This window comes from Paraburkholderia heleia NBRC 101817 (assembly GCF_000739775.1).
Lineage (GTDB): Bacteria > Pseudomonadota > Gammaproteobacteria > Burkholderiales > Burkholderiaceae > Paraburkholderia > Paraburkholderia heleia.
Genome location: NZ_BBJH01000062.1, coordinates 17,882 through 41,485, shown reverse-complemented (window position 1 = coordinate 41,485; position 23,604 = coordinate 17,882). Strand labels below are relative to the sequence as shown.

Here is a 23,604-nt window from a genome sequence, read left to right as displayed (position 1 = left end):
GGCAGCCGCGGCTGAAGGTCTGCGCCGGCGCAGATCTGTCCCGGTCTTCTTGCTGATCACCGTGTTGGAGATCGCCCCCTAGCACCCCGGTTGCGTGAAAGCGCGTTCCTGCCCCAGCGCCAGCACGTCGTTGACCCGCGTGGCGATGTGTTCGGCGGCGACGCCGTAGACATGCAGCGAGACGGCCCGTGCGTCGCTGCCGTTCGAAAGCCGGTGAATGCTGGCGCGCCCAGGTCCGCCGAACGATACCGCGCCGCTCGCGCGCGGATGCGAGCGAACCTCTTCGGCGCCTTGCCGGACGTCGTCCCACACGTAAAGCGTTTCGGTCAGCGTGCCGTCGAGCACGGCGTAGCCGCACCAGGTGTGATGCGCATGAATCGGGCTCGCGTGGCCGGGCTGCCAGACGAGCGCCGCGACCGTGTAGCGGCCGCGGCTGTCGGCAGCGATGACATGACGCCGGTACGTCTGGGCGCAGCCCTCGCGCTGCGCGGGCGTAACGAGCGCCGGGTCGGCGAGCGCGCGCGTGAGCGCCGCGCGCATGCCGCGCGCGAAGCGTGCGCACCGCGAGGGGTCGCCGGGCGTCGAGCAGGCATCGAAGGCGGCCTCGAGTGCGGCGGTGAAGCGCGCGACGGCGGCAGCGTGGTGCTCCGCGGTATGGAAGGCGCTTTGCAGGGCGAGTTCTGCAGGGGCATTCATGGCGTGTTCTTCTTCCGGTTTCTACAAGAAGATTTATAGCCGTTCGCGGCCGGAATAAGTTTTCCTATTTTTTCCTCATTCGCCCTTCGTGTAGAATAAATTTCTACGCTTCGGGGAGTGCAGAAATGGATCTCATCGACAGAAAGCTGGTTGAGCTGCTGCAGCAGGACGCGACCATGCCGGTGGCGGAATTGGCGCAGCGCGTCAATCTTTCGCAAACGCCATGCTGGAAGCGCGTGCAGCGTCTGAAGGAAACGGGCGTGATCCGCGCGCAGGTCGCGTTGTGCGACCCGCGCAAGCTCGGCGTGGGAACAACGGTGTTCGTCGCCGTGCGCACGAACCAGCACACCGAGGCATGGGCGCAGACCTTCACGCGCGCCGTGCAGGAGATTCCCGAGATCGTCGAGGCGTATCGCATGAGCGGCGAGACCGACTACCTGCTGCGCATCGTGGTCTCCGATATCGACGACTTCGACCGTGTCTACAAGCAGCTCATTCGCGCCGTGCCGCTGTTCGACGTCAGTTCGAGCTTCGCGATGGAGCAGCTCAAGTATTCGACGGCGCTGCCCGTGCGCAGCGGGACGTAGTGGCCCTCGCGGCGCAAGCCGTCTGCAAGGCATGGCGGCGTAGAATGCCCGTTCCTGTCATCCAATTCCGATTCGAGGCTGGGCACGACCGATGAACGAACCGCGCAAGAAGAACCCAACGGTTGGTGTTGCCGTGCTCATCGTCGCGGTGGTGCTGTTGGTGATCGGCACCGTGCTGTTCAACGCGCTGAAAAGCAAGCGCGAGTACGACGAGACCGTGGGCGCCGGCGCGGCGCATGCGTCCGCGAGCACGGCGGGCTCGCAGGCCAGCGGCTCGACGCAGTGACGCGCCGGGCCTTCGCCTTCTTATTGCTCCGGTAGCCGGATGATGCTCGCGTCCCGGCGAATCAGCCAGGACGCCGTGATCATCTGCTTGCACTGGTGTGCGAGCAGCTTGAGTTCCTGGGGCAGTTCCGCGGCGGCGCCGAGCGCACGCTCGGCTTGCACCACCATGGCATCGAGTTCGCGCGTGAGCTGCTTCGTGATGCCCGCCTGATCGGCGGGTGCAGGCATGCCCGCTTCGGCGGCGACGAGGTTCTCGCGCACGCACGAAAGCGCGCGCTCGAGCGCATCGAGCTTGACCTCCGGCTGATCGGGCCGCGCCGTGCTGCGCAGGAGCGGTGCGGTGGCCGTGATCTGCGAGGCGAGCACGTGGCTGCGCACGAGCAGGTCGTTGAGCTCGGGTACGAACTTCTGGGCGGCCTTCGGTTCGAGCATCATGCGCTGGAACGCCTGGCCGAGATTCGCAAACGCCACGTGCACGTTCTTGCGTGCGAGCCGGTAGCGGAAGTCGCGCGCGAGCGAGGGCGCCGCCGCAGCTGCGCCCGCCGTGGCCTGCGCGGTCTGTGCAGTGGCTTTCGCGCCCACGGCCGACACGGGCGAGCCCGGAGCGCCGGCTGTGGGCGAGTCGTCGAGGGTCGCCGCGGCGGCGACAGGTTCGTCGATGACGCTCGCCGCGTTCGCCGAAGCACTCGCCATGGCGCTCACGCTGCCGGGCACCGGATTCGCCGCGCCGCCCGCATCGGCTGCGAGCGTCGCCGCGGGCGCTGCATGAGCGGCCACCCGTGCGCCGGCCTCGCTTACCGCGGCCCCCGCGAACGCCGGCTGCGGCGCGCTCGTGCGCCCGCTCCACCACCAGCTCGCCTCGAGATAGCTGCGCGTCGCGGCGATCATGTCGTGCACGAGCTTGCCCATCAGACGGTATTCCCAGTACGGGAACAGATGGCTCGCGCCGATGGCGATCATGCAGCCCACCACCGTATCGATCGCGCGCTCGCCGATGATGCGCATGCTGCCCGGCGCGAGCAGATGAAACATCAGGAGTACATAGGCCGACGTGAACACCACGCTTGCCGTGTAGTTGAAGAGCAGGAGGCTGTAGCTCATCACCATCGCCGCGAACATCGAGACGAGCAGCACGAGCGGCTGCTTCACGAGCAGGATCAACGCAATGCTCGCCAGACAGCCGATCAGCGTGCCGACGATACGCTGCGCGTTGCGCTGGCGCGTGAGCGAATAGCCCGGCTTCAGGATGATGATGCTCGTCATCACGATCCAGTAGGCGTTGGTGAGCGGCAGAAGCCGCCCGAGCCAGAAGCCCACCGCCACGGCGATCGTCACGCGCAGCGCGTGGCGAAAGCTCGGCGAGGCCATCGAGAGATTCGAGAAAATCTGCAGCCAGGACACGCGGCGGTTCGTGACGAACCGCGTGAGCGCTTCGTCGATGCGCAGCTCGGTTTCGGTCGTCGGCACTTCGCTCGCGAGGCTGCGGCGCATGCGGTCGATCAGGCGTGTCGCGCTCCAGATACGCCGGAACGACGCCGAGATCGCCGCGTAGGCCTCCGGGTCGGTCGCGGCCAGGTCGCGCTTTTTCAGCTGCTCGAGTTCGTATTCGATGGCGCGCAACTCGGCCTTCACGTTCACGCTCGCGCGCGGCGCCTCGTTTTGCAGCACCGCGAGGCCGATGTCCTCGAGATCGGCGGCGGCCTTGCGGATCAGGTCGCGGTAGAACACGAGCAGGTCGGAGCCGCCGAAGGTGTTGCGCACGAGCGGATAGTCGGTGTGTGCGCCCACGAACAGCTCATGCAGATCGACCGTGTTGATGAACAGGTTGAAGTGCATTGCGCGCCGCGCGTCGATCTTGCCGGCCCTGAGCCTGGGCAGGTTGCGCAACACGATGTCGCGCGCCGCGTCCTGACGCTCGACGGCGGCGATCTGCTTTGCGACGAGGTTGCGATAGCACTCGTCGAGATCGTTGTCGAGGTCGAAGAACTGGGCGCGCGCGAGCAGGTAGTCGGCGCAGGCGAACACGCTCTCGGCGAGCGCCTGCTGCTCGATGCGATCGAGCATGAGCTGGCTGATCAAGGTCGACCACGCCGTGTACCAGAGGCCGCCCAGCAGGATCCACAGCGCATTGACGAGGGCGAGGTGCGGCGTGAAATGCTCCTCGAGCGTCATCACCATCATGAAGAGGGTGGCGAAGCTGATCTGCGGCCAGCGGTTGCCGTAGACCACGATCAGTGAGAGCACGAAGGTGAGCGGCACCACGGTGGCCCATAGCGCGATGGGACTGAAGGTGGCGAGGCCCGTGGCGTAAGCGGAGAGAAAGCCGATCACGCTGCACGCGAGCATTTCGTTGCGCTTGTACTTGAGCGGCCCTGGCATGTCGACCACGCAGGCGCCGAGCGCGCCTGTCGAGATGGTGAAGCCCAGCTCGCTCTTGTGAAAGACGAACAGGCACAGGACAGCGGGAAGCGAGATGCCGATCGCGATGCGCAGGCCGCCGTAAAAGTACTGGCTATAGAGGAATTTCCTGATTTCTACGGAGTAGCGCATCGACTGCCGGGAAGTTCGAGAGCGGACGGAACGCCGCGGAGTGTGGCGCTGAGTCTAACGTATTTCGGGCGCGATCTGACCGCCGATGCATGCCGAAGCGGGCCGAAGGCGGCGCCGGCGTCTCAGTCCACGCTGAGCGTGCCCGCATTCGCTGCGGCGGCCGCGTCGCCGAGCAGGCCGTGCGTGCCGTGAATGCGCCGCATGCGCGTGCGATACCAGAAGGTCCAGGCCATCAGGCCGCCGAACACGCCATATCCGATGATCGGCGAGACGACGAGAAAGCGCTCGATCGGCCAGGTGGCGGCCAGATAAGTGCGCAGCGCGGAATCGAGACACAGCCCGAAACCCCAGATGAACGTGAGCAGCCGCATGGCCGCCGCGAAGCTCGCGTTTTCCTTCCAGAGCTGCTCGAGCCGCGCGACACCCTCGCGCGTCTCGCGCGCGACCGTCGCGCGCGTGAGATAGAACACGAGCGGGCGCTTCGCGAGAAGCGAGATCAGGAACGCGGCGCCGATCGCGCCGGACGCGAGGCTTTCGCGCATCAACAGCACGCGCGGGCTGCCGCCGAACGCCACGGCGACGAGCGAGAGCACGATGCCGAGCAGAATGATGGCGGAGAGCGCATCCACGCGCCGAAAGCGCACCAGCTCGACGATGCTCCAGGCGAGCGGCGGCGCGGCCGAGGCAATGAGGCCGCCCACTTCGCCCCAGTGCGGCTCGGCGAGACGGTAGGCGACCCAGGGAAGCAGCAGGTTGACCGCCAGTTCGGCAACGAATGCAGGACGCAACTTCATGGGGCGCGTGCTCCTGAGGGTTCGCCCAAGGCAATGTCGCCAGTATGGTTCATGCGCCGCGTGCCGGCAAACTGGCTGCGCAGGTCACGCTGGTGTCATGCCTGTGCCGACTCGGCCGCGCTGTGCGACACTGCCGCGTGTCCGGCCCGATGCGGCCTGCTTTCTCTTTGTTGCCCATGACCGCACGCGCGCCCATCCCGTTGCAGGAAATCGAACTCGTCGCCGTTCGCGCACAGGGCGCGGGCGGCCAGAACGTGAACAAGGTGTCGAGCGCGATTCATCTGCGCTTCGACATCCGCGCCTCCTCTTTGCCCGAGGTGCTCAAGATGCGTCTGCTCGCGCTCGCCGACCGGCGGATTACGAGTGAGGGCGTGGTCGTGATCAAGTCGCAGGAATACCGCACCCAGGAACAGAACCGGGTGGCCGCGCTTGCGCGCCTCGAGGAACTGATCGACAGCGTGAGCGTGACGCGCAAGGCACGCGTGGCGACGCGCCCGACGCGCGCCTCGAAGCTGCGCCGGCTCGACAGCAAGGCGCGCACCGGTGCGCTGAAGGCGGGGCGCCGACGTGTAACCGAATAGCGACGAGCACTGCGCGGCGAGGCATGCCATGCAAGGCGGAAGGAGTTGAGGCCGCGAGAGGCGCCCGCGTCAGCTGCGTGCACCTCGGATGCCGCCTGCCGGCGGCGCGGTTTGCTGCTCAGTGCGCCGTGTTGGGCACGTCGAGAATCAGGATGATGGTCCAGTCCGCATCGCCTTCATGATGGTATTGGCGCTCCGCCACGATGAACGGCTGCTGCTTGCCGGCCGGCCCGAGAAACAGCACATCGCCTTCCATCGGCAGGCATTCGATGGGGGGCAGCGCGAGATACGCGTCCTGGCTGCCGCCGCGCGGCATCAGTTTTTCGATCTTGCGTGAGGCCGCTTCGGTCCATTCGATGTCGAGCTGGATGTTGCTCATTGCGTTTCTCCGCGCGTGGCGCGCACAAAAGGTTGGGTCTACGCCGACCGGGGCGTTTTCGAGGTGCGCGACTTTAGCATACCGCGCCCGCGCGCCGTCGCGCAGGCGATGCCAGGCACGCGGCAGGGTGACGCGGCAAAGAAAAAAGCCGATGACGGCCAGACCGGCATCGGCTTCATTGCCTGGAAGGCGCTGCCCGCGTGCGCTGGGCTGCGCGCGGCCAGGCCTCGCCTGTTCTTACTGGGCGGGGGCCTTCTTGTGATGCATATGCCCCGACTTGTGATGCATCATCGGTGCCGGCGCGGGCGCCGCTTGCTGTTGCTGCTGCAGGGCCTGTGCGCGTTGCAGGACGTCGTCGGCCTTGGCCGGGTCGGTGCTCATCGTGATGCCGTTATCCGATTGCGCATGCGCAACGCCCGCCAGTGCGGAAAGTGAAATCAGGACTGCGAGGGACACTTTTTTCATCTCTACCTCCGAAGGAGCGGTTTATGGACCCAGCCGGTACCTGTCCAAGCAGGATGGACATCCCATTTTAACGATCAAATACTCGCGCCAGATGACATGATGTAAGCTATTCGCACGGGAGTTACATTTAGTTACATCCACCGTCGCCTAACGTCATACTAGAACCAGCCAATCATCCGATACACGTAAAACTGCGCAATCCCGATCGATTCGTGGAGCGCCGTTTCGGCGGACTTGAGATTTGCGATGCGCGGGAACAGGCCGCACTCGGCGCGGCGCACGCTGGAAACCGCAGGCAGCGGGTTCATGTCGAAGCGCCGGAAATCGAGCATCGCGCGGCGCATCTGGTACGAGGACGTCACCAGCAGGAGCGTTTCATCGTTTCCGGCCCGCACGATGGGCGCGACGTTGCGCGCGTTCTGATACGTCGTGAGACTCTGGTTTTCGAGCACGAGGTCGGCACCCGGCACACCGGCGCGCAACAGATAGGGCGCGTAGTTGTCAGCCTCGGCGCTCGCGTGGTGCTGCGGGTTGCCGCCGCTCACGATCACGCGGCACGTGCCGCCCGCGCGCGCGCATTGCGCGTACAGGTCGGCGGCAAGGGCGATGCGTGCGTAGACGTCGTGCTTGGGGACCAGTCGGCCATCGCGCATTTGCGTGCCTCCGCCGAGCATGATGATGGCGGTGCGTGCACCGAAGCGCGCCGGGCCGATTTTCGCCTGATCGTAGGGAGTGCGATACAACTCCGGCTGGGCGATATCGAGCAGCACCCCGGTGAGCCAGCCGGTCGCGAGCAGCCAGAAAACTGCGGCCGCGCAGGCCGCGACACGCCAGCGCGCGCTGCGCCACAGCAGGCCGAGCGCAACAAATAGCACAAACAAAACGAATAGAATCAATTTGGATGAGGTAACGTATTGTTTTCGGGAAAATGCGCGTCCAACCGACCTTTGCGCCGCGAGCGTGGCGCGGCGTTGACCGTGCGGGAAGCGGTGAAGCCGCTTTCACGGGGGCCCGGATAACCTGCAGTCCCTGCCGCTGCACAGCGCACGGCTAGGGCGCGTGGGGCCGCCAGGGCACCGTCTGCGCCGTTCTCAGGCCCGCATTGCGCCGCAGCTGGCTCGCGCGAGGCTCAATGATCGCAGGACTGCATTTTAAGAAAGAAGTGAGATGACCACGTATTCCAACGAAGCAGTACTCGAAGCGCTGAGGCGGGTGCAGTATCGGCAGGTCCCGTGGGCGCGTCGTCCTGAAGTGTTCCAGTATTTGCGCGATCTCGGCATGATGGACATCGTCCGGCAGCGCACGGTTGCGCCGGCGCCGGGTTTCCATGCGCCGGTCGATATCGCGGTGCTGACCGATCGCGGCCGCGCCGAATTCGCCCGGCTCGCGCGCGACGAGCGCACGCTCCAGTGGAGCGCGCATCGCGTGGCCGACTACGTCGCCGAGCGCGTGCCTCAATCCGGCCTGGAAGCCAGCCAGTAGCACTCCACCTTCTTCGTCCCGCCAAAAAAAAGCCCGCATCGAAGGATACGGGCTTACCGGAATTACTGCTGCCACGCTGTGCTTGATGGCGTAAGGGTAGACCGCATGTGACGCGCGGTGGTTCCCCGGGGCAGGGTATATGCTGAGCCGCGAGGCTCCGCGGCGGTTTCGCAGCCCTGCCTCATCGTTCCTCATTCATCGGTTCCGGCAGCCCCCTCGATCGCGTTTGGCTGGCGGGCTCACCGCCGCTGCGTCGGTTCCTGCCTCTGCGGCGCGCTGCGGCGGGCATTGTCCGCAATGTCGCCGCGCAAATCGCCGCGCGGCGCCGGTGGATTGCCCGCGTTCTGGCCGGGCGCTGCGGGCGGCAACGCATGCGCGCCGGCGCGCGGCATCGACCATGTCGGCGCGGCGGCATGCGGCGGCTGGGCTGCGGCGCTGAACGACACGAACGACGCTGTCGGCGCGAAGAGGGCGAGGGTGGACAGCGAAACCATGATGCCCCGGATGGGCAGGTTCATGGATTTCATGGTGGTTCCCCGTCAATCCTGTTTCTTGACGTTAATCGACATGGTCCTAAGCTAACGTCGGACGCGAAAGCGCGCTGTAAATATTGGTAAAGAGATGTATCGCGCAGTGCCGGTCGCTTGGTTGCGGACGCAGCGATGCCGAAGGCAGTCTGGATGAGCCGGAGAAAGCGGCCGTATAGGCACAGGACTGGAGCGCGGTCTGCAGCGCAACGAAATGCGCAAGGAGGGGGGGGAAGACACGCCGGGTGCGCGGAGCACCCGGCGGGAAAGCAAACGAAGCATCAAATGAAGCGTGGTTCAGGCCATCTTGACCGGTGCGCGCCACGATTCCGGATTGGTCCAGAATGCGCCGCGCAGGCGATCACGGCTGGGCGGCGCGGGCGGCTTGGTCGCCGTGGCGCCGATACGGCCGCGCAGCGAGATTTCACGCCCATTCGTGCTCAGTCGCTTGACGATCTCTGCAAGCGTGCCGTCTGCCTGCCACTCGTCGAAACGACGGCGGCAAGTCGGCGGCGAGGGGTAGCGGCCCGGGAGCTTGGACCAGCCTTCACCCGTCGAAAGCACCCAGAGCACCGCGTTGACCACAGCACGCGCTTCGACGCGAGGCCGTCCGCGCCGTTCGCTCCGTGCCGGTTCAGCACAGAACAACGCCTCGACCAGCGCCCATTCGTTGTCTCTCAAATCGTCGAACAGCATCATGTTTCACCTCAGCGAAGCTATCTCCGGTGCGCTGCCCCGCGCTGCGCACTCTTCATGGACTCCCGGCCGGATGCCGGAGTACCAGGCGGGCCCGGCTGAATCGCCCCGGACTGCATGTTTCCGGTACGTCCATCGAACCTGTGCGTGCCTTAATGCGAAAACCGTGCCAGCACGTACGTTCTCGTCTTGAAGCCGCGTGGCGCCAAGCCCGCGCGGGAGATTGCCAGGGGCGTATAAGACTCGAAAACACTTGTCGAGAAAATCGGGAGAATCACCAATCTTGTGCAGACAAGCCCGTCCGACGTGCGCTTGCGCCTTATTGCTGCATTGCGGCGAATAATGGGCTGCGCGGTTCCTCCACCCGTAACGATGGGTGTCCGGCATAAAATTGCATGAAAACGGACAATTCATGAGGCGAGCGGATGAATGTGACACTGCGGCAGTTGCGGGTCTTCATCGAGGTCGCCCGGCTGCAGAGCTTTAGCCGGGCGGGGGACGAAATCGGGCTGACGCAGTCGGCGGTGAGCCGCTGTGTGCGCGAGCTCGAAGCCGAGATTGGCGTGAAGCTCGTCGACCGGACCACGCGCGAGGTCCAGCTCACCGATGTCGGCGCAAACCTGATCGCGAGCATCCCGCGGCTGCTCGGCGATCTCGATGACGCCTTGCGCGAAATTCGCGAGATCGGCGAGCAGCGGCGCGGCCGCGTCGTCGTGGCGGCCAGTCCGACGGTCGCGTGCCGCTTGATGCCGCAGGTCGTTGCCGCGTGCGGGCGGCAGTTTCCCTACATTACGCTTGGCTTGCGCGACGACGTGCAGAGCGACGTCGTGCGCAAGATCCGCTCGGGCGAAGTGGACTTCGGCGTCATCATCGGGCCCTTTGCCGCTGAGGATCTCGAAACGCAATGCCTGACCACGGACTCGTTCTGCGTGGTCGTGCGCGGCGATCATGCGCTCGCGCTGAGCCAGGAAGTCTCGTGGAAAGAGCTGGACGGCGAGCGTCTCGTGATGCTGGACTACGCCTCCGGCAGCCGCCCGCTCATCGACGCCGTGATGAGCGAGCAGGGCGTGCGCGCACGCGTGGTGCAGGAGCTGGGTCATCCGGCCACGGTCTTCGGCCTCGTGGAGGCGGGCGTGGGCATCAGCGTGCTGCCCTGGCTCGCGCTACCCGTGCCGGCGGGCGCGCCCTTGCTTGCGCGGCCGCTCGTGCCGCGCGCGGAGCGCACCGTCGAGCTCGTGCGGCGGCGCGACCGCTCGCTTTCCCCGGCCGCCGAAGCGGTCTGGGCGCTGATCCGTCAACTTGCCGGTCAGCCCGAAGCGCAGCCCTGAAGCCGCTGCGCCGACGCTTGCAGGCGTGGACCTCGTCGCGCAGGGCCGCGCGCTACACTCCATGTTTTCCCACATTCTGTGCCACCCGAAACCCCGATGAGCGATTTCGAACCGTCGTCCTCCATCTCCCTGCCGCGCGAAGCGGTGCGTGCGTTGCGCTCGTCGCAGATCCGCGAAGTGGCGAACGCCGGGTTCGGCGTTCCCGACGTGCTGCCGTTCTGGTTCGGCGAGTCCGACCGCGTGACGCCGCCCTTCATCCGCGAGGCGGCCGCTGAAGCGCTCGGCCGCGGCGACACGTTCTATACGCACAACCTCGGCATCGCGCCGCTGCGCGAATCGCTCGCGCGCTATGTGAGCGAACTGCACGGCGCGACGTCGGTGGACAACCTGGCGGTCACGAGCGCCGGCGTCAACGCGCTGATGCTGGCGGCGCAACTCGTGGTCGGCGCGGGCGACCGTGTGGTGGCGGTGACCCCGCTGTGGCCGAATCTCGTCGAAATCCCGAAGATCCTCGGCGCCACGGTCGAGACGATTTCTCTGAGCTACGGCGAACACGGCTGGACGCTCGATCTCGACCGGCTGCTGGCGGCGCTCACGCCCGCTACGCGTCTGCTCATGATCAACTCGCCGAACAATCCGACCGGCTGGGTGATGACGCGCGACCAGCAGCGCGCGGTGCTCGAGCATTGCCGGCGCCTCGGCATCTGGATCGTCGCCGACGAAGTCTACGAGCGCCTTTACTATGGCGACGCGAGTGAGCGCACCGCGCCCTCGTTCCTCGATCTCGCGTCGCGCGAAGAGCGCCTGATCTGCGTCAATTCGTTCTCGAAGGCCTGGCTCATGACCGGCTGGCGGCTCGGCTGGATGGTCGTGCCGCGCAGCTTGACCGACGATCTGGGCAAGCTGGTCGAGTACAACACCTCGTGCGCGCCCTCGTTCGTGCAGCAGGCCGGGATTGCGGCAGTCGAGCACGGCGAGTCGTTTGCGCGCGCGCTGGTGACCGATCTGCGCGCCTCGCGCGACCATCTCGCCGCGGCGCTGGCGAAGCTGCCCGGCGTCGACCTGAAAGTGCCGCGCGGCGCGATGTACCTCTTTTTCCGGCTGGCGGGCGCGCAGAACAGCCTCGAGCTGTGCAAGGCGCTGGTGCGCGAGGCGGGTCTCGGCCTCGCGCCGGGCAGCGCGTTCGGGCCGCAAGGTGAGGGCTTCGTGCGCTGGTGCTATGCGTGCGATCCGGCGCGGCTCGATGCGGGCGTGGAGCGACTCGCGCGCTACCTGGAGACGGTTGGAGCGCACTAAGCGCGTGTCGGCCGCCACGCACTCGCGCCATGCGCCGGCATGGCGCGAGCGGGCACAAGGCGGTGGCGGGGCACGAGTCAAGAGGAGACCCCTCATGCGCAATGGCGTCTTTACGCACCCAGCGTTTTTGCGTAATATGGCGCTCAGTCAAGCGATTCCCTGCGGGATTTCGCGGCTCCCTCCGGCTGGGTCTGGCACTTTGCCTGAATTTCGGCCCCCCGGTGCGTGCTCCCATCAATATGACCGATCAGAATCGGGCGAGCGCGTCTCCAGTTCCATATCGTCTTTCGTCTGTCTGATCCGGTTCCTTGAACCTGATTTACCTTACTTAGGGTCTGACCTGGCTGCATGAATACCCAAGAGGCGAAAATCGTCCTCGAGACTGCATTGATCTGTACGCAGGAGCCGTTGAAGATCGGCGAACTGCGCAAACTGTTTGCCGACGACATTTCGGCCGACACAGTCCGCAACCTGCTCGAAGACCTGCGGCATGAATGGTCCGGGCGCGGCGTCGAGCTGGTGGGGCTCGCGTCGGGCTGGCGCTTTCAGAGCAAGCCGGCCATGCGGACGTACCTTGACCGGTTGCACCCCGAAAAGCCGCCGCGCTATTCGCGAGCGGTCCTCGAAACGCTTGCGATCATCGCGTACCGGCAGCCGGTCACGCGCGGCGACATCGAGGAAATTCGCGGCGTTACGGTCAACACGCAGGTCGTCAAACAGCTCGAGGACCGTAACTGGATCGAAGTCATCGGTCATCGTGACGTACCGGGCCGTCCGGCACTCTATGCAACGACACGGGAGTTTCTCGACGATCTCGGCCTGAAGTCGCTCGACGAATTGCCGCCGCTCGACGACCCGTCGAGCCAGTTCGGCGAGCAACTGCTTGCCCAGCATGCGATCGAGTTTCCCGATAGCGCTGCGGCGCAGTTCGTCGGGGAAGGCCAGCCCGCGGCTGCCACCGATGCCGCAGGCGCGGAAGATGCGCTGGTTCCGGCAGGCGAGAGCGCTGCGTCGGACGCTGAAACGTCGGGCGATGCAACGCCCGCACAGCCCGGGACGCACGCAACGGCAACAACGCACGAGGCGGCAGGCGCAGACGTTGCATACGCAGCCGATGCCCCGGGCGAAGCAGTACATGACGAAACAAGCCTCGCGCAGCACGGGCCCGCCCCGGACGCTTACGCGCAGGATGCCGCGCACGCAGCCGATGCGGCGGGCGAAGAAGAACACGAAGACCGCCGCGACGCGGCGCAGGACGACCCCGTCTCGACGACGGACGACGAAGCCGCACGACGCGGCATCTGAAGCAACAAGCATTTTTGACGCGCCCCGCAAGCGGGCGCGCAACCTGACATCTTGAGGTTGTTTTGACTGATATCCACGACACCGATTCGACCGACGCGTCCGAATCCGCGCGTCGCGCGTCCTCCGCGCGCGACGACGACACGCGTGCTTCGCAGGTCGAAGGCGAAGCACAGGGCGGCGAGGGCGAAGAGCGTCCGCGCCGTGGCCTGCGCCGCGGGCCGCGCAGCCTGATCGCGCGCCGCCGCGCGGGCGCGAAGGCCAAGGCCGCAGAAGGCACGGAGGGCGCCGGCGTGTCCGCAGCGCCCGCCGCCGCACCGGAGGCGACGCCTGAGCGCGCTCCCGCCGGGCGCGCACCGCGCAAGGACGCGGGCGCGAAGAAGCCGGGCCGCCGCCAGAACGCCGGCGCCGCAGTTCAGGGCGAGCGTCAGGGCGAACGCCAGCAGGGCGCGGGCAAGCGCCAGAAAGGCCAGGGCCGCGGCGAAGGCCAGCCGGCAGCCGCCGCGGGCGAGTCCACGCAGGACGACCTGTTCCTCTACGTGACGTCGCCGGCGTTCGACGCGGACAACGGCGCCGGTTCGGGCGTGCGCGCACCGATGCTGCGCCGCGGCCGCGCCCAGCAGCCCAAGCGCGTGCTGAGCCCGGACGACGACGCGCCCAAGCTGCACAAGGTGCTGGCGGATGCGGGCATGGGCTCGCGCCGCGACATGGAGGAGCTGATCATCGCCGGGCGCGTCTCGGTGAACGGCGAGCCCGCGCACATCGGCCAGCGCATTCTGCCGACCGACCAGGTCCGCATCAATGGCAAGCCCATCAAGCGCAAGCTGCAGAACAAGCCGCCGCGCGTGCTGATCTATCACAAGCCCACCGGCGAAATCGTGAGCCATGCCGATCCGGAAGGCCGTCCCTCGGTGTTCGACCGTCTGCCGCCGATGAAAACGGCGAAGTGGCTGGCCGTCGGCCGCCTGGACTTCAACACCGAAGGTCTCCTGATGCTGACCACCTCGGGGGATCTGGCCAACCGTTTCATGCATCCGCGCTACAGCGTGGAGCGCGAATATGCCGTGCGCGTGGTGGGCGAGCTGACCGAGGGCAATCGCCAGAAGCTGCTCAAGGGCGTCGAGCTCGAGGACGGCCCCGCGAGTTTCCTGCGCATCCGCGACGGCGGCGGCGAAGGCACGAATCACTGGTATCACGTCGCGCTGGCCGAAGGCCGTAACCGCGAAGTGCGCCGCATGTTCGAGGCGGCGGGCCTGATGGTGAGCCGCCTGATCCGCACGCGCCACGGCCCGATCGCGCTGCCCAAGGGCCTCAAGCGCGGCCGCTGGGAAGAGCTCGAGGACAATCAGGTGCGCGCACTGATGGCAGCGGTCGGCCTGAAGGCGCCGAGCGAAGAGAAGGGCGGTCGCGGCGGCAAGGAACAGGAGCGTCGCCAGCCCGATCCGATGCAGACGTCGATGGGCTTCATCAACCGCGAGCCGGTGCTCAGCTCGCACGGCGCGATGGCTCAGCCGCGTCAGGGTCAGGGACGGCGCGGCGCGGCGGGCGGCTTCGGCGGCGCGGGCGCCGGTCATGGCAACTTCGGCGCGGGCGGGTTCGGCGGCCGTGGCGGCAACCGTGCAGGCGGGCGCGATGTCGACGGCAACCGCGCGCCGGGCGCGCCGGGCGCGCAGGGCAAGCGTGCCGGCGGCAATGCCAACGGCAATCGCCGCAGCGGTCCCGGCAACGGCGGCAATGCCAATCCCAATGGCAACCGCGCGGGCGGCAACAGCCGCGGTGGTCAGCGTGGCACGCCGCGCAACCGCACGCGCGGACATTGATCCCGCCAGGCGCGCGCCGCCCGGCTGCGACATGCGGCGGGCGGCGGCCATGCAACGGCGGCGATGCGCGCGGTTAGCGCCCAAAACACCGGAAAAGCCCGCTTGCGAGCCCATAAATAACGGCAAATGGCGGCTTGGGCTTGACCGGTGATTTGCGTTAATGTGCAAAAAAGGCTAGAATCACAAAGTCGCTGGGCGTGCGGCTTTTATCTGCGCTGTAATACGCGCCCCAGGTGCGACCACCTGGCTAAGTGAGAAGATGGGCGTTTCGCCCATTTTTTTTTGGTTCGCCCCAAATTGGATACCGACAGATGCCGACGTTTCACGTTCGGCATTGTCAATTTGGGAGTCGTCCAGGCATTCCGGGTCGTTCGTCATCGTGGGGCAGGTAGGTGAGAAGCGCGCGCGCTCACCTGGCGCGCGGCCCGCGAATTCCTGGCGAAGCAAGAATTAAAGCGAAGGAAGTTGCTGGCCCGCTGCGCAGAACATCTGGAGTGGGCATTGTGCAACTGACGGAACTGATTGAAACCACGGTCACCGGGCTCGGTTACGAGCTGGTCGACCTCGAGCGCACCGGGCGCGGCATGCTGACCATCTTTATCGATCAGCCCGCGGGGATCGCGATCGAGGACTGCGAGAAGGTCACGCGTCAGCTGCAGCACGTTCTGACGGTCGAGAACATCGACTACGAGCGACTCGAGGTTTCGTCGCCCGGTCTCGACCGTCCGCTGAAGAAACTGGCGGACTTCGAACGCTTCGCAGGCTGCGAAGCGGTAATCACGTTGAAAAAGCCATTGGACGGACGGAAATCGTACCGGGGCATCGTGCATGCTCCCGACGGCGAATCCATCGGTCTGGAATTTGAAGGGAAGGCGGGTCCCGCGATGCTTGATTTCACGCTCGCGGACATCGACAAAGCACGCCTTGTCCCCAAAGTTGACTTTAGGAGCCGCAAACAATGAGTCGCGAAGTGTTGATGCTGGTGGATGCGCTGGCACGCGAGAAGAATGTCGACAAGGACGTGGTGTTCGCCGCCCTTGAAGCGGCGCTTGCGTCGGCCTCCAAGAAACTCTTCGACGAAGATGCGGATATCCGCGTGCATATCGATCGCGAAAGCGGCGAACACGAAACGTTCCGCCGCTGGCGCGTCGTCCCGGACGAGGCAGGCTTGCAGGAGCCGGACCAGGAAATCCTGCTGTTCGAAGCCCGCGAGCAAGACCCGGAAGCGCAGATCGACGGCTTCGTCGAGCAGCCGGTGCCTTCGGTCGAGTTCGGCCGCATCGGCGCGCAGGCCGCCAAGCAGGTCATCCTGCAGAAGGTGCGCGACGCCGAGCGCGAGCAGATCCTGAGCGACTTCCTCGAGCGCGGCGAAAGCATCATGACCGGCACGGTCAAGCGCATGGACAAGGGCAACTTCATCGTCGAATCCGGCCGTGTGGAAGCGCTGCTGCGCCGCGACCAGCTGATTCCGAAGGAAAACCTGCGCGTGGGTGACCGCGTGCGCGCCTGGATCGGCAAGGTCGACCGCACCGCGCGCGGCCCGCAGATCGAACTCTCGCGCACGGCGCCCGAGTTCCTGATGAAGCTGTTCGAAATGGAAGTGCCCGAAATCGAACAGGGCCTCCTCGAGATCAAGGCGGCGGCGCGCGATCCGGGCGTGCGCGCCAAGATCGGCGTGGTGGCCTACGACAAGCGCATCGACCCGATCGGCACCTGCGTCGGCATCCGCGGCTCGCGCGTGCAGGCCGTGCGCAACGAGCTCGGTGGCGAAAACGTCGACATCGTGCTATGGTCGGAAGATCCCGCCCAGTTCGTGATCGGCGCGCTCGCGCCGGCTGCCGTGCAGTCGATCGTCGTCGACGAGGAAAAACACTCGATGGACGTCGTGGTCGACGAGAGCGAACTCGCGGTCGCGATCGGCCGTAGTGGCCAGAACGTGCGTCTCGCCAGCGAACTGACCGGCTGGCAAATCAATATCATGACGCCGGATGAATCCGCGCAAAAGCAGAATCAGGAGCGCACGGTGCTGCGCGACCTGTTCATGGCGCGTCTCGACGTGGATGAAGAAGTCGCCGACATCCTGATCGACGAAGGCTTCACGAGCCTCGAAGAGATCGCCTACGTGCCGCTCAACGAAATGCTGGAAATCGAGGCGTTCGACGAGGACACCGTGCACGAGCTGCGCAACCGCGCTCGCGACGCGCTGCTCACGCAGGCCATCGCGAACGAGGAGAAGGTGGAAAGCGCCGCGCTGGACCTGAAGAGTCTGGACGGAATCGACCCGGACCTGCTCGCGAAACTGGCGCAGCATGAAGTTCACACCCGCGACGAGCTCGCCGAGCTGGCCGTGGACGAGCTGGTCGAAATGACGGGAATGGAAGAGGACGCCGCCAAGGCGTTGATCATGAAGGCGCGTGAGCACTGGTTCCAGTGACCCGGCAACGGGCAACTGCAACAGGGCGCGACGAGCAGGAAGCGACCATGACCCACTGAACTGAACGCGGCGGAGCCTTGCAGGACGCGAGGCACCGAAGGCCGCATGACCCGATGTCAACCGCAAGGAATCGGTCCTTGCATTAAGAGGAATGAATGGCGAGTAACAACGTAGCCCAATTTGCCGCGGAACTGAAAATGCCTGCCGGCGTGCTGCTCGAGCAGCTGCAGGCGGCGGGTGTCACGAAAGCGAGCGAGAGCGATGCCTTGTCGGAGACCGACAAGGCGCGTCTGCTCGATCACTTGCGCAAGTCTCACGGCTCGACTGATGCAGACAAGCGCAAGATCACGCTGACGAAACGGCATACGTCGGAGATCAAGCAGTCCGATTCGACGGGTAAGGCTCGCACCATTCAGGTCGAGGTGCGCAAGAAGCGCACGTTCGTCCGCCGCGACGAGTCCGCCGGTGAGGCGGAGGCATCGAATCATGCAGCCGAGGCAGCCGCTGCCGCCGAAGAGGCGGAGCTGCAGCGCCGCGAGGAAGAAGCGCGCCGCGAGGCGGAACTGCTCGAGCTTCAGGCTCAGGAGCTCAAGGAGCGCCAGGAACTGCTCGCGCGCGAAGAGTCGGAGCGCCGTGCGCGCGAAGAGGCCGCCGAGGCCGAGCGCCGCCGTGCCGAAGAAGAAGCGGCAAAGAAGAAGGCGGCGGCCGATGCCGCGGCTCGCGAACTGGCCGCTCAGGCCGTGGCCGCGCAGCGCAACGCCGAAGCGGAAGCGAAAGAAGTGAAGCAAGAGCAGGACCAGCAGGAAGAACAGCGCGCCGCAGCCGAGCGCGCCGCGCAGCGCGAAGCGGCCCAGAAGGCCGAAGCCGCCGCACGCGAAGCCGTCGAAAAGGCGCAGAAGGAACAGGACGAGATCGCCCGCCGCCGCGCGGCTGCCGAAGCCGAAGCGCGCGCGATCCGCGAAATGATGAACACGCCGCGCAAGGCGCAGGTGAAGGCGCCCGAGCCGCCCAAGCCCGTCGAGCCGGCCAAGCCCGCTGAAGCCAAGGGCACGCTGCACAAGCCGGCCCGTCCGGAAGGTGCGCCGGCACGTCCGGCCGCCGGTGCAGGCGCCGCGGCGAAGAAGCCGGCCACGACGGCCGCGCCTTCGACGAGCGCGCCGGGTGCCGGCGCGGGCGACCGCAACAAGAAGCCGGGTGCGGGCAAGGGCGGCTGGCAGGACGACGCGGCCAAGCGCCGTGGCATCAAGACGCGCGGCGACTCGTCGGGCGGCGTGGACCGCGGCTGGCGCGGCGGCCCGAAGGGCCGTGGCCGTCACCAGGACGCTTCGACGTTCCAGGCGCCGACCGAGCCGATCGTGCGCGAAGTGCACGTGCCGGAAACCATCACGGTGGCCGACCTCGCGCACAAGATGTCCGTGAAGGCATCGGAAGTCATCAAGGCGATGATGAAGATGGGCCAGATGGTCACCATCAACCAGATGCTCGATCAGGAAACGGCGATGATCATCGTCGAGGAACTCGGCCACCGTGCGGTTGCCGCCAAGCTCGACGATCCGGAAGCGCTGCTGGTCGAAGGGCAGGCGACGTCCACGGACGCCGAGCAACTGCCGCGTCCTCCGGTCGTCACGGTCATGGGCCACGTCGACCACGGCAAGACCTCGCTGCTCGACTACATCCGCCGCGCCAAGGTTGCCGCGGGCGAAGCGGGCGGCATTACGCAGCACATCGGCGCGTACCACGTGGAAACGCCGCGCGGCGTCATCACGTTCCTCGATACGCCGGGTCACGAGGCCTTCACGGCCATGCGTGCTCGCGGTGCGAAGGCAACCGACATCGTCATTCTGGTGGTCGCAGCCGACGACGGCGTGATGCCGCAAACGAAGGAGGCGATCTCGCACGCCAAGGCTGCGGGTGTCCCGCTCGTCGTGGCGATCAACAAGATCGACAAGCCCGATGCGAATCCCGAGCGCGTGAAGCAGGAGCTCGTGGCCGAAGGCGTCGTGCCGGAAGAGTACGGCGGCGACTCGCCGTTCGTGCCGGTGTCGGCGAAAACCGGCGCGGGCATCGACGACCTGCTCGAAAACGTGCTGCTGCAAGCCGAAGTGCTGGAACTGAAGGCGCCTGTGGAAGCCCCGGCGAAGGGTCTCGTGATCGAAGCGAAGCTCGACAAGGGTAAGGGTCCGGTTGCAACGATCCTCGTCCAGTCGGGTACGCTCAATCGCGGCGACGTCGTGCTGGCGGGCAGCGCCTACGGCCGCGTTCGCGCCATGCTCGACGAAACCGGCAAGCCCACGAAGGAAGCGGGCCCGTCGATTCCGGTCGAGATCCAGGGTCTTTCGGAAGTGCCGGGCGCGGGCGAAGAAGTCATCGTCCTGCCGGACGAGCGCAAGGCGCGCGAAATCGCGATGTTCCGTCAAGGCAAGTTCCGCGACGTCAAGCTCGCGAAGCAGCAGGCCGCGAAGCTCGAAAACATGCTCGAGCAAATGGGCGAAGGCGAAGTGCAGAACCTCCCGCTCATCGTCAAGGCCGACGTGCAGGGCTCGCAGGAAGCGCTGGTTCATGCGCTTCTCAAGCTCTCGACGGGCGAAGTGCGTGTGCAGATCGTGCACGCCGCGGTGGGTGGCATCAGCGAAAGCGACGTCAATCTGGCAACGGCTTCGAAGGCGGTCATCATCGGCTTCAACACGCGAGCCGACGCACTGGCGCGCAAGCTTGCCGAAACGAACGGCGTGGATATCCGCTATTACAACATCATCTATGACGCAGTGGATGAGGTGAAGGCGGCGATGTCGGGCATGCTGGCGCCGGAGAAGCGCGAAGTCATCACCGGCATGGTCGAAGTGCGCCAGGTCTTCAAGGTGCCGAAGGTCGGCACGGTGGCGGGCTGTATGGTCACGGACGGTATCGTCAAGCGTTCGTCGTCGGTGCGCGTGCTGCGCAACAACGTGGTCATTCACACCGGCGAACTCGACTCGCTCAAGCGCTTCAAGGACGACGTCAAGGAAGTCAAGCAAGGCTTCGAGTGCGGTATGTCGATCAAGAACTTCAACGACATCGTCGAAGGCGACCAGTTCGAAGTGTTCGAGATCACCGAAGTCGCGCGCACGCTGTAATACAGCGGCGCCCGCGGGCCGGCCTCCGGGCCGCCCGCCTGGCCGCGGGTATGCCGCGGGTATGCCGATAACGGGCGGGGCAGGCGCTGGCCAGCCCCGCCCGTTTTGTTTTTTTGCGCGGTGCCTATGCGCCTTCATGGACGCCATGCCGCCTGAATGCCTCGCAGATCGAGAGGTGGAACCATCATGCCGAAAAAACGTACTTCCCCAAACCGCAACGTGCAGATCGCGGATCAGATCCAGCGCGACCTGTCTGAACTCATGCGCGAAGTGAAGGACCCGCGCATCGGGCTCGTGACGATCCAGAGCGTCGAACTGACTCCCGACTACGCGCACGCCAAGGTCTACTTCACGACCCTCACGGGCGACCCGAAGACCACGCAGGAAGCGCTCAATCACGCCGCAGGCCATCTGCACAACCAGCTCTTCAAGCGCCTGCACATTCACACGGTGCCGACGCTGCATTTCCACTATGACCAGTCGGTCGAGAAAGGTGTCGAGATGTCGCGCCTGATCGACGAGGCGAACGCGACGCGCGCGAAGGACGACTGACGCGGGCAATGACTGCATCATCGAAACAGAATCCGGGCGCGGGGCGGCCCAGGGTCCCGCGCCGTCTGCTCGACGGCGTGCTGCTGCTCGACAAGCCCATTGGACTTTCCAGCAACGACGCGCTGATTCGTGCGAAGCGCCTGTACCGCGTGAAGAAGGCCGGCCACACGGGCACGCTCGACCCGCTCGCGTCGGGTCTGCTGCCGCTGTGCTTTGGCGAGGCGACCAAGTTTTCGCAGGATCTGCTCGAAGCCGACAAGACCTACGAGGCGACCATGCGCCTCGGCATTCGCACGGCCACCGGCGACGCCGAAGGCGAGACGATCCAAACGCGCGAGGTCGCCTGCGACGAAGCCACTGTGCGCGAAGCGATGACGCGCTTTCTCGGCGACATCGTGCAGGTGCCGCCGATGTATTCGGCGCTCAAGCGCGACGGCAAGCCGCTTTATGAATATGCGCGTGCGGGCCAGACGGTCGAGCGCGAAGGGCGCGAGGTGAAGATCCTTGCGCTGGAGATGATCGCCTGCGCGCTTCCCGAGGTTCCCGAGGTCACGTTTCGCGTGACGTGCAGCAAGGGCACGTACGTCCGCACGCTTGCTGAAGATATCGGCGAGGCGCTGGGTTGCGGCGCGCATCTCGTGATGCTGCGGCGCACGGGGGTGGGCGCGCTCACGCTCGAGCATGCGGTGACGCTCGACGCGCTCACTGCCGCCGACGAGTCCGAGCGCGACACCTGGCTGCGCCCCGTCGATGCGCTGCTCTCCACATTCCCCGCCGTGACGCTCGACGCTGAAGCGGCGCGCCGCTTCGCGCATGGCCAGCGCTTGCCGCTCAACGAGCTGCTGCTCGATCGCGCGGTGTGCGAAGCGGCTGAACGCGTGCGTGTGTACGCGCTAGACGGGCGCCTGCTCGGCGTCGCGAAGGCCGCCAATGGCGTACTTGCGCCGGAGCGGCTGGTCGTGAGCGGCGCCGCCTGAGCGAGCGCAATTCGCGCTGCGAGCGCACAAGCAAAAACGGCACGCCGGTTCAACGACGTGCCGTTTCTCTATCGACAGCCGTAAGGCTGGCGCATCGACCTCAATGCGCCGCCGAGGCTGCCGCACCCGCGTCCGCTCCACCGGCGCGCTCGGGGCGCGTGATCCAGATCAGCGCGATCAGCACGATGAAGATCACCGAGGAAATCCAGAACAGGTCGTTTACACCAAGCTGCGCGGCCTGCTGCGAGAGCATCCGGTCGAACAGCCCATGCGCCTGCGAAGGATCGAGACCCGCGCCCTGGAACTGCTGCATCGACTGGTTGAAGACCGGGTTGGTCGGTGTCGCCACTTCGGTCAGGCGCGCGTGGTGAAACGTCGTGCGGTGATCCCATGCCGTCTCGAAGATCGAGGTGCCGATACCGCCGCACATGATCCGCACGAAGTTCGACAGGCCCGAGGCGGCAGGAATGCGATGGCCCGGCAGACCCGAAAGCGTGATCGATACGAGCGGAATGAAGAGGCCCGCCATGCCGATGCCCTGGATGAGCGTCGGCAGCGTGAGCGCCCAGGTGTCCACCCCCGTGGTATAGCGCGAACGCATCCAGAAGCACAGCGCGAACACGATGAACGCCGTGGTCGCGATATAGCGCGGGTCGGTGCGCGGCAGGATCTTGCCCGTGATCGGCGAGAGCAGGATCGCGAAGAAGCCCACGGGCGCCATCACGAGACCCGCGTCGGTGGCGGTGTAGCCGATGTCCGTTTGCAGCCACAGCGGCAGCAGCACGAGGTTGCCGAAGTAAAGGCCGTAGCCCACCGAAAGCGCGATCGTGCCGCCCGTGAAGTTGCGCCGCGCGAACAGCGACAGGTCGACTACAGGGTGATCGGCGGTCAGCTCCCACACCACGAAGAACGCGAACGCGATGATGGCGGTGAGCGCGAGCACGACGATCGTGGTCGACGAGAACCAGTCGAGGTCCTTGCCCTTGTCGAGCATCACCTGCAGCGACCCCACCCAGACGATGAGGAGCGCGAGGCCCACGCCGTCGATCGGGGCCTTCTTCACGACCGAATCGCGGTTGCGGAAGATGGCCCACGTCGCGAACGCGGCCACGATACCGACGGGGATGTTCACGTAGAAGATCCAGGGCCACGAGATGTTGTCGGAGATCCAGCCGCCGAGAATCGGGCCCGCCACCGGCGCGATCAGTGTGGTCATCGACCACATCGAGAGCGCCATGGGCGCCTTCGCGCGCGGATAGCTCGCGAGCAGCAGCGTTTGCGAAAGCGGGATCATCGGGCCGGCCACGGCGCCTTGCAGCACGCGCGAGGCGAGCAGGAAGGGCAGCGTGGGCGCGAGGCCGCACATCCACGACGAGATCACGAACAGGATGATCGACGCCATGAAAAGGCGCACCTGGCCTATACGGTCGGTGAGCCAGCCCGTGAGCGGCACCGAAATCGCGTTGGCCACCGCGAACGAGGTGATGACCCACGTGCCCTGGTCCGACGACACGCCGAGGTCGCCCGAGATCGATGGGATCGACACGTTCGCGATCGAGGTGTCGAGCACGTTCATGAACACCGCGAGCGACACCGCGATGGTGCCGATCACGAGTTGCGCGCCCTGTAGCGGCGGATGCGCGACGGGTTGTTGTGCTGCTGCCATTGCGTCCTTTCTTGTTGACCTGCTGGAGGCTGCGCGAAACAAAGCGGCGCGGGCTGAGGATCAGCCCGCGCCGG

The 23,604-nt window shown here is 66.0% G+C and carries 21 protein-coding genes and 1 pseudogene; 13 read left to right on the top strand and 9 right to left on the bottom strand.

Translation table 11 applies throughout. The features are described 5' to 3' along the window. Positions 1–78 precede the first annotated feature (78 nt). Positions 79–696 (bottom strand): cysteine dioxygenase family protein, encoded by a 618-nt coding sequence (locus BHE01S_RS34255; RefSeq protein ID WP_042272556.1) that lies wholly within the window; start codon positions 694–696, stop codon positions 79–81. A 125-nt stretch (positions 697–821) separates the two neighbouring features. On the opposite strand from BHE01S_RS34255, the gene BHE01S_RS34250 reads away from it, so the two are divergent. Together BHE01S_RS34250 and BHE01S_RS34245 are read left to right on the top strand one after the other, a co-directional pair. After that, positions 822–1,283 carry an Lrp/AsnC family transcriptional regulator gene (locus BHE01S_RS34250; RefSeq protein ID WP_028204798.1) on the top strand — a complete coding sequence of 154 codons (462 nt, stop codon included), beginning with the start codon at positions 822–824 and terminating at the stop codon, positions 1,281–1,283. A 91-nt stretch (positions 1,284–1,374) separates the two neighbouring features. Next, positions 1,375–1,569, top strand: a complete 195-nt coding sequence (locus BHE01S_RS34245; RefSeq protein ID WP_042272553.1) for a hypothetical protein — start codon at positions 1,375–1,377, stop codon at positions 1,567–1,569. Between the two features lie 20 nt (positions 1,570–1,589). Here BHE01S_RS34245 and BHE01S_RS34240 read toward each other — a convergent pair whose 3' ends face one another. Then, complete coding sequence (locus tag BHE01S_RS34240; RefSeq protein WP_042272551.1) at positions 1,590–4,118, bottom strand: FUSC family protein; 2,529 nt, start codon at positions 4,116–4,118, stop codon at positions 1,590–1,592. Between the two features lie 122 nt (positions 4,119–4,240). Further along, positions 4,241–4,912 carry a VC0807 family protein gene (locus BHE01S_RS34235; RefSeq protein WP_042272549.1) on the bottom strand — a complete coding sequence of 224 codons (672 nt, stop codon included), beginning with the start codon at positions 4,910–4,912 and terminating at the stop codon, positions 4,241–4,243. A gap of 176 nt (positions 4,913–5,088) precedes the next feature. Between BHE01S_RS34235 and arfB the strand changes: the two genes are divergently transcribed. Next, positions 5,089–5,493, top strand: a complete 405-nt coding sequence (arfB, locus tag BHE01S_RS34230; RefSeq protein WP_042272544.1) for an alternative ribosome rescue aminoacyl-tRNA hydrolase ArfB — start codon at positions 5,089–5,091, stop codon at positions 5,491–5,493. A gap of 118 nt (positions 5,494–5,611) precedes the next feature. On the opposite strand, the gene BHE01S_RS34225 is transcribed toward arfB, so the two are convergent. The 3 genes from BHE01S_RS34225 to BHE01S_RS34215 all read right to left on the bottom strand — a co-directional run bounded on the left by BHE01S_RS34225 (position 5,612) and on the right by BHE01S_RS34215 (position 7,218). Next, positions 5,612–5,872, bottom strand: a complete 261-nt coding sequence (locus BHE01S_RS34225; RefSeq protein ID WP_042272543.1) for a hypothetical protein — start codon at positions 5,870–5,872, stop codon at positions 5,612–5,614. Between the two features lie 237 nt (positions 5,873–6,109). Next, positions 6,110–6,337: a hypothetical protein gene (locus tag BHE01S_RS34220; RefSeq protein ID WP_042272540.1), complete on the bottom strand. Its 228-nt coding sequence runs from the start codon at positions 6,335–6,337 to the stop codon at positions 6,110–6,112. Between the two features lie 158 nt (positions 6,338–6,495). Then, a complete protein-coding gene (locus BHE01S_RS34215) occupies positions 6,496–7,218 on the bottom strand; it encodes a YdcF family protein (protein ID WP_245639945.1) in 723 nt (240 codons plus the stop codon). Between the two features lie 286 nt (positions 7,219–7,504). On the opposite strand from BHE01S_RS34215, the gene BHE01S_RS34210 reads away from it, so the two are divergent. Then, positions 7,505–7,819, top strand: a complete 315-nt coding sequence (locus BHE01S_RS34210; RefSeq protein ID WP_028204806.1) for a hypothetical protein — start codon at positions 7,505–7,507, stop codon at positions 7,817–7,819. Between the two features lie 239 nt (positions 7,820–8,058). On the opposite strand, the gene BHE01S_RS34205 is transcribed toward BHE01S_RS34210, so the two are convergent. Next, a complete protein-coding gene (locus BHE01S_RS34205) occupies positions 8,059–8,337 on the bottom strand; it encodes a hypothetical protein (protein ID WP_245639944.1) in 279 nt (92 codons plus the stop codon). 309 nt (positions 8,338–8,646) lie between these two features. Next, positions 8,647–9,042: pseudogene (locus BHE01S_RS34200) on the bottom strand (transposase); the annotation flags it as partial. A 425-nt stretch (positions 9,043–9,467) separates the two neighbouring features. On the opposite strand from BHE01S_RS34200, the gene BHE01S_RS34195 reads away from it, so the two are divergent. From BHE01S_RS34195 to truB, 9 genes are all read left to right on the top strand, one after another. Beyond that, positions 9,468–10,370 (top strand): LysR family transcriptional regulator, encoded by a 903-nt coding sequence (locus BHE01S_RS34195; RefSeq protein WP_042272531.1) that lies wholly within the window; start codon positions 9,468–9,470, stop codon positions 10,368–10,370. Between the two features lie 96 nt (positions 10,371–10,466). After that, positions 10,467–11,666: a pyridoxal phosphate-dependent aminotransferase gene (locus BHE01S_RS34190; RefSeq protein WP_042272526.1), complete on the top strand. Its 1,200-nt coding sequence runs from the start codon at positions 10,467–10,469 to the stop codon at positions 11,664–11,666. 348 nt (positions 11,667–12,014) lie between these two features. After that, entirely contained in the window at positions 12,015–12,971 is a 957-nt protein-coding gene (scpB, locus tag BHE01S_RS34185) for an SMC-Scp complex subunit ScpB (protein ID WP_042272523.1), read from the top strand. A gap of 62 nt (positions 12,972–13,033) precedes the next feature. Further along, positions 13,034–14,788, top strand: a complete 1,755-nt coding sequence (gene rluB, locus BHE01S_RS34180) for a 23S rRNA pseudouridine(2605) synthase RluB (protein ID WP_042272520.1) — start codon at positions 13,034–13,036, stop codon at positions 14,786–14,788. Positions 14,789–15,291: 503 nt separating this feature from the next. Beyond that, a complete protein-coding gene (gene rimP, locus BHE01S_RS34175) occupies positions 15,292–15,750 on the top strand; it encodes a ribosome maturation factor RimP (protein ID WP_042272564.1) in 459 nt (152 codons plus the stop codon). Further along, positions 15,747–17,222: a transcription termination factor NusA gene (gene nusA / locus BHE01S_RS34170; RefSeq protein ID WP_042272517.1), complete on the top strand. Its 1,476-nt coding sequence runs from the start codon at positions 15,747–15,749 to the stop codon at positions 17,220–17,222. Before rimP ends, nusA begins: the two co-directional genes overlap by 4 nt. A 155-nt stretch (positions 17,223–17,377) precedes the next feature. After that, positions 17,378–20,335, top strand: coding sequence for a translation initiation factor IF-2 (gene infB, locus BHE01S_RS34165; RefSeq protein ID WP_042272513.1), 2,958 nt, complete (start codon positions 17,378–17,380; stop codon positions 20,333–20,335). 186 nt (positions 20,336–20,521) lie between these two features. After that, positions 20,522–20,887: a 30S ribosome-binding factor RbfA gene (gene rbfA / locus BHE01S_RS34160; RefSeq protein WP_042272510.1), complete on the top strand. Its 366-nt coding sequence runs from the start codon at positions 20,522–20,524 to the stop codon at positions 20,885–20,887. Positions 20,888–20,895: 8 nt separating this feature from the next. Beyond that, positions 20,896–21,864 (top strand): tRNA pseudouridine(55) synthase TruB, encoded by a 969-nt coding sequence (gene truB, locus BHE01S_RS34155; RefSeq protein WP_042272507.1) that lies wholly within the window; start codon positions 20,896–20,898, stop codon positions 21,862–21,864. Positions 21,865–21,964: 100 nt separating this feature from the next. On the opposite strand, the gene BHE01S_RS34150 is transcribed toward truB, so the two are convergent. After that, positions 21,965–23,530: a DHA2 family efflux MFS transporter permease subunit gene (locus BHE01S_RS34150; protein ID WP_042272505.1), complete on the bottom strand. Its 1,566-nt coding sequence runs from the start codon at positions 23,528–23,530 to the stop codon at positions 21,965–21,967. Positions 23,531–23,604 lie beyond the last annotated feature (74 nt).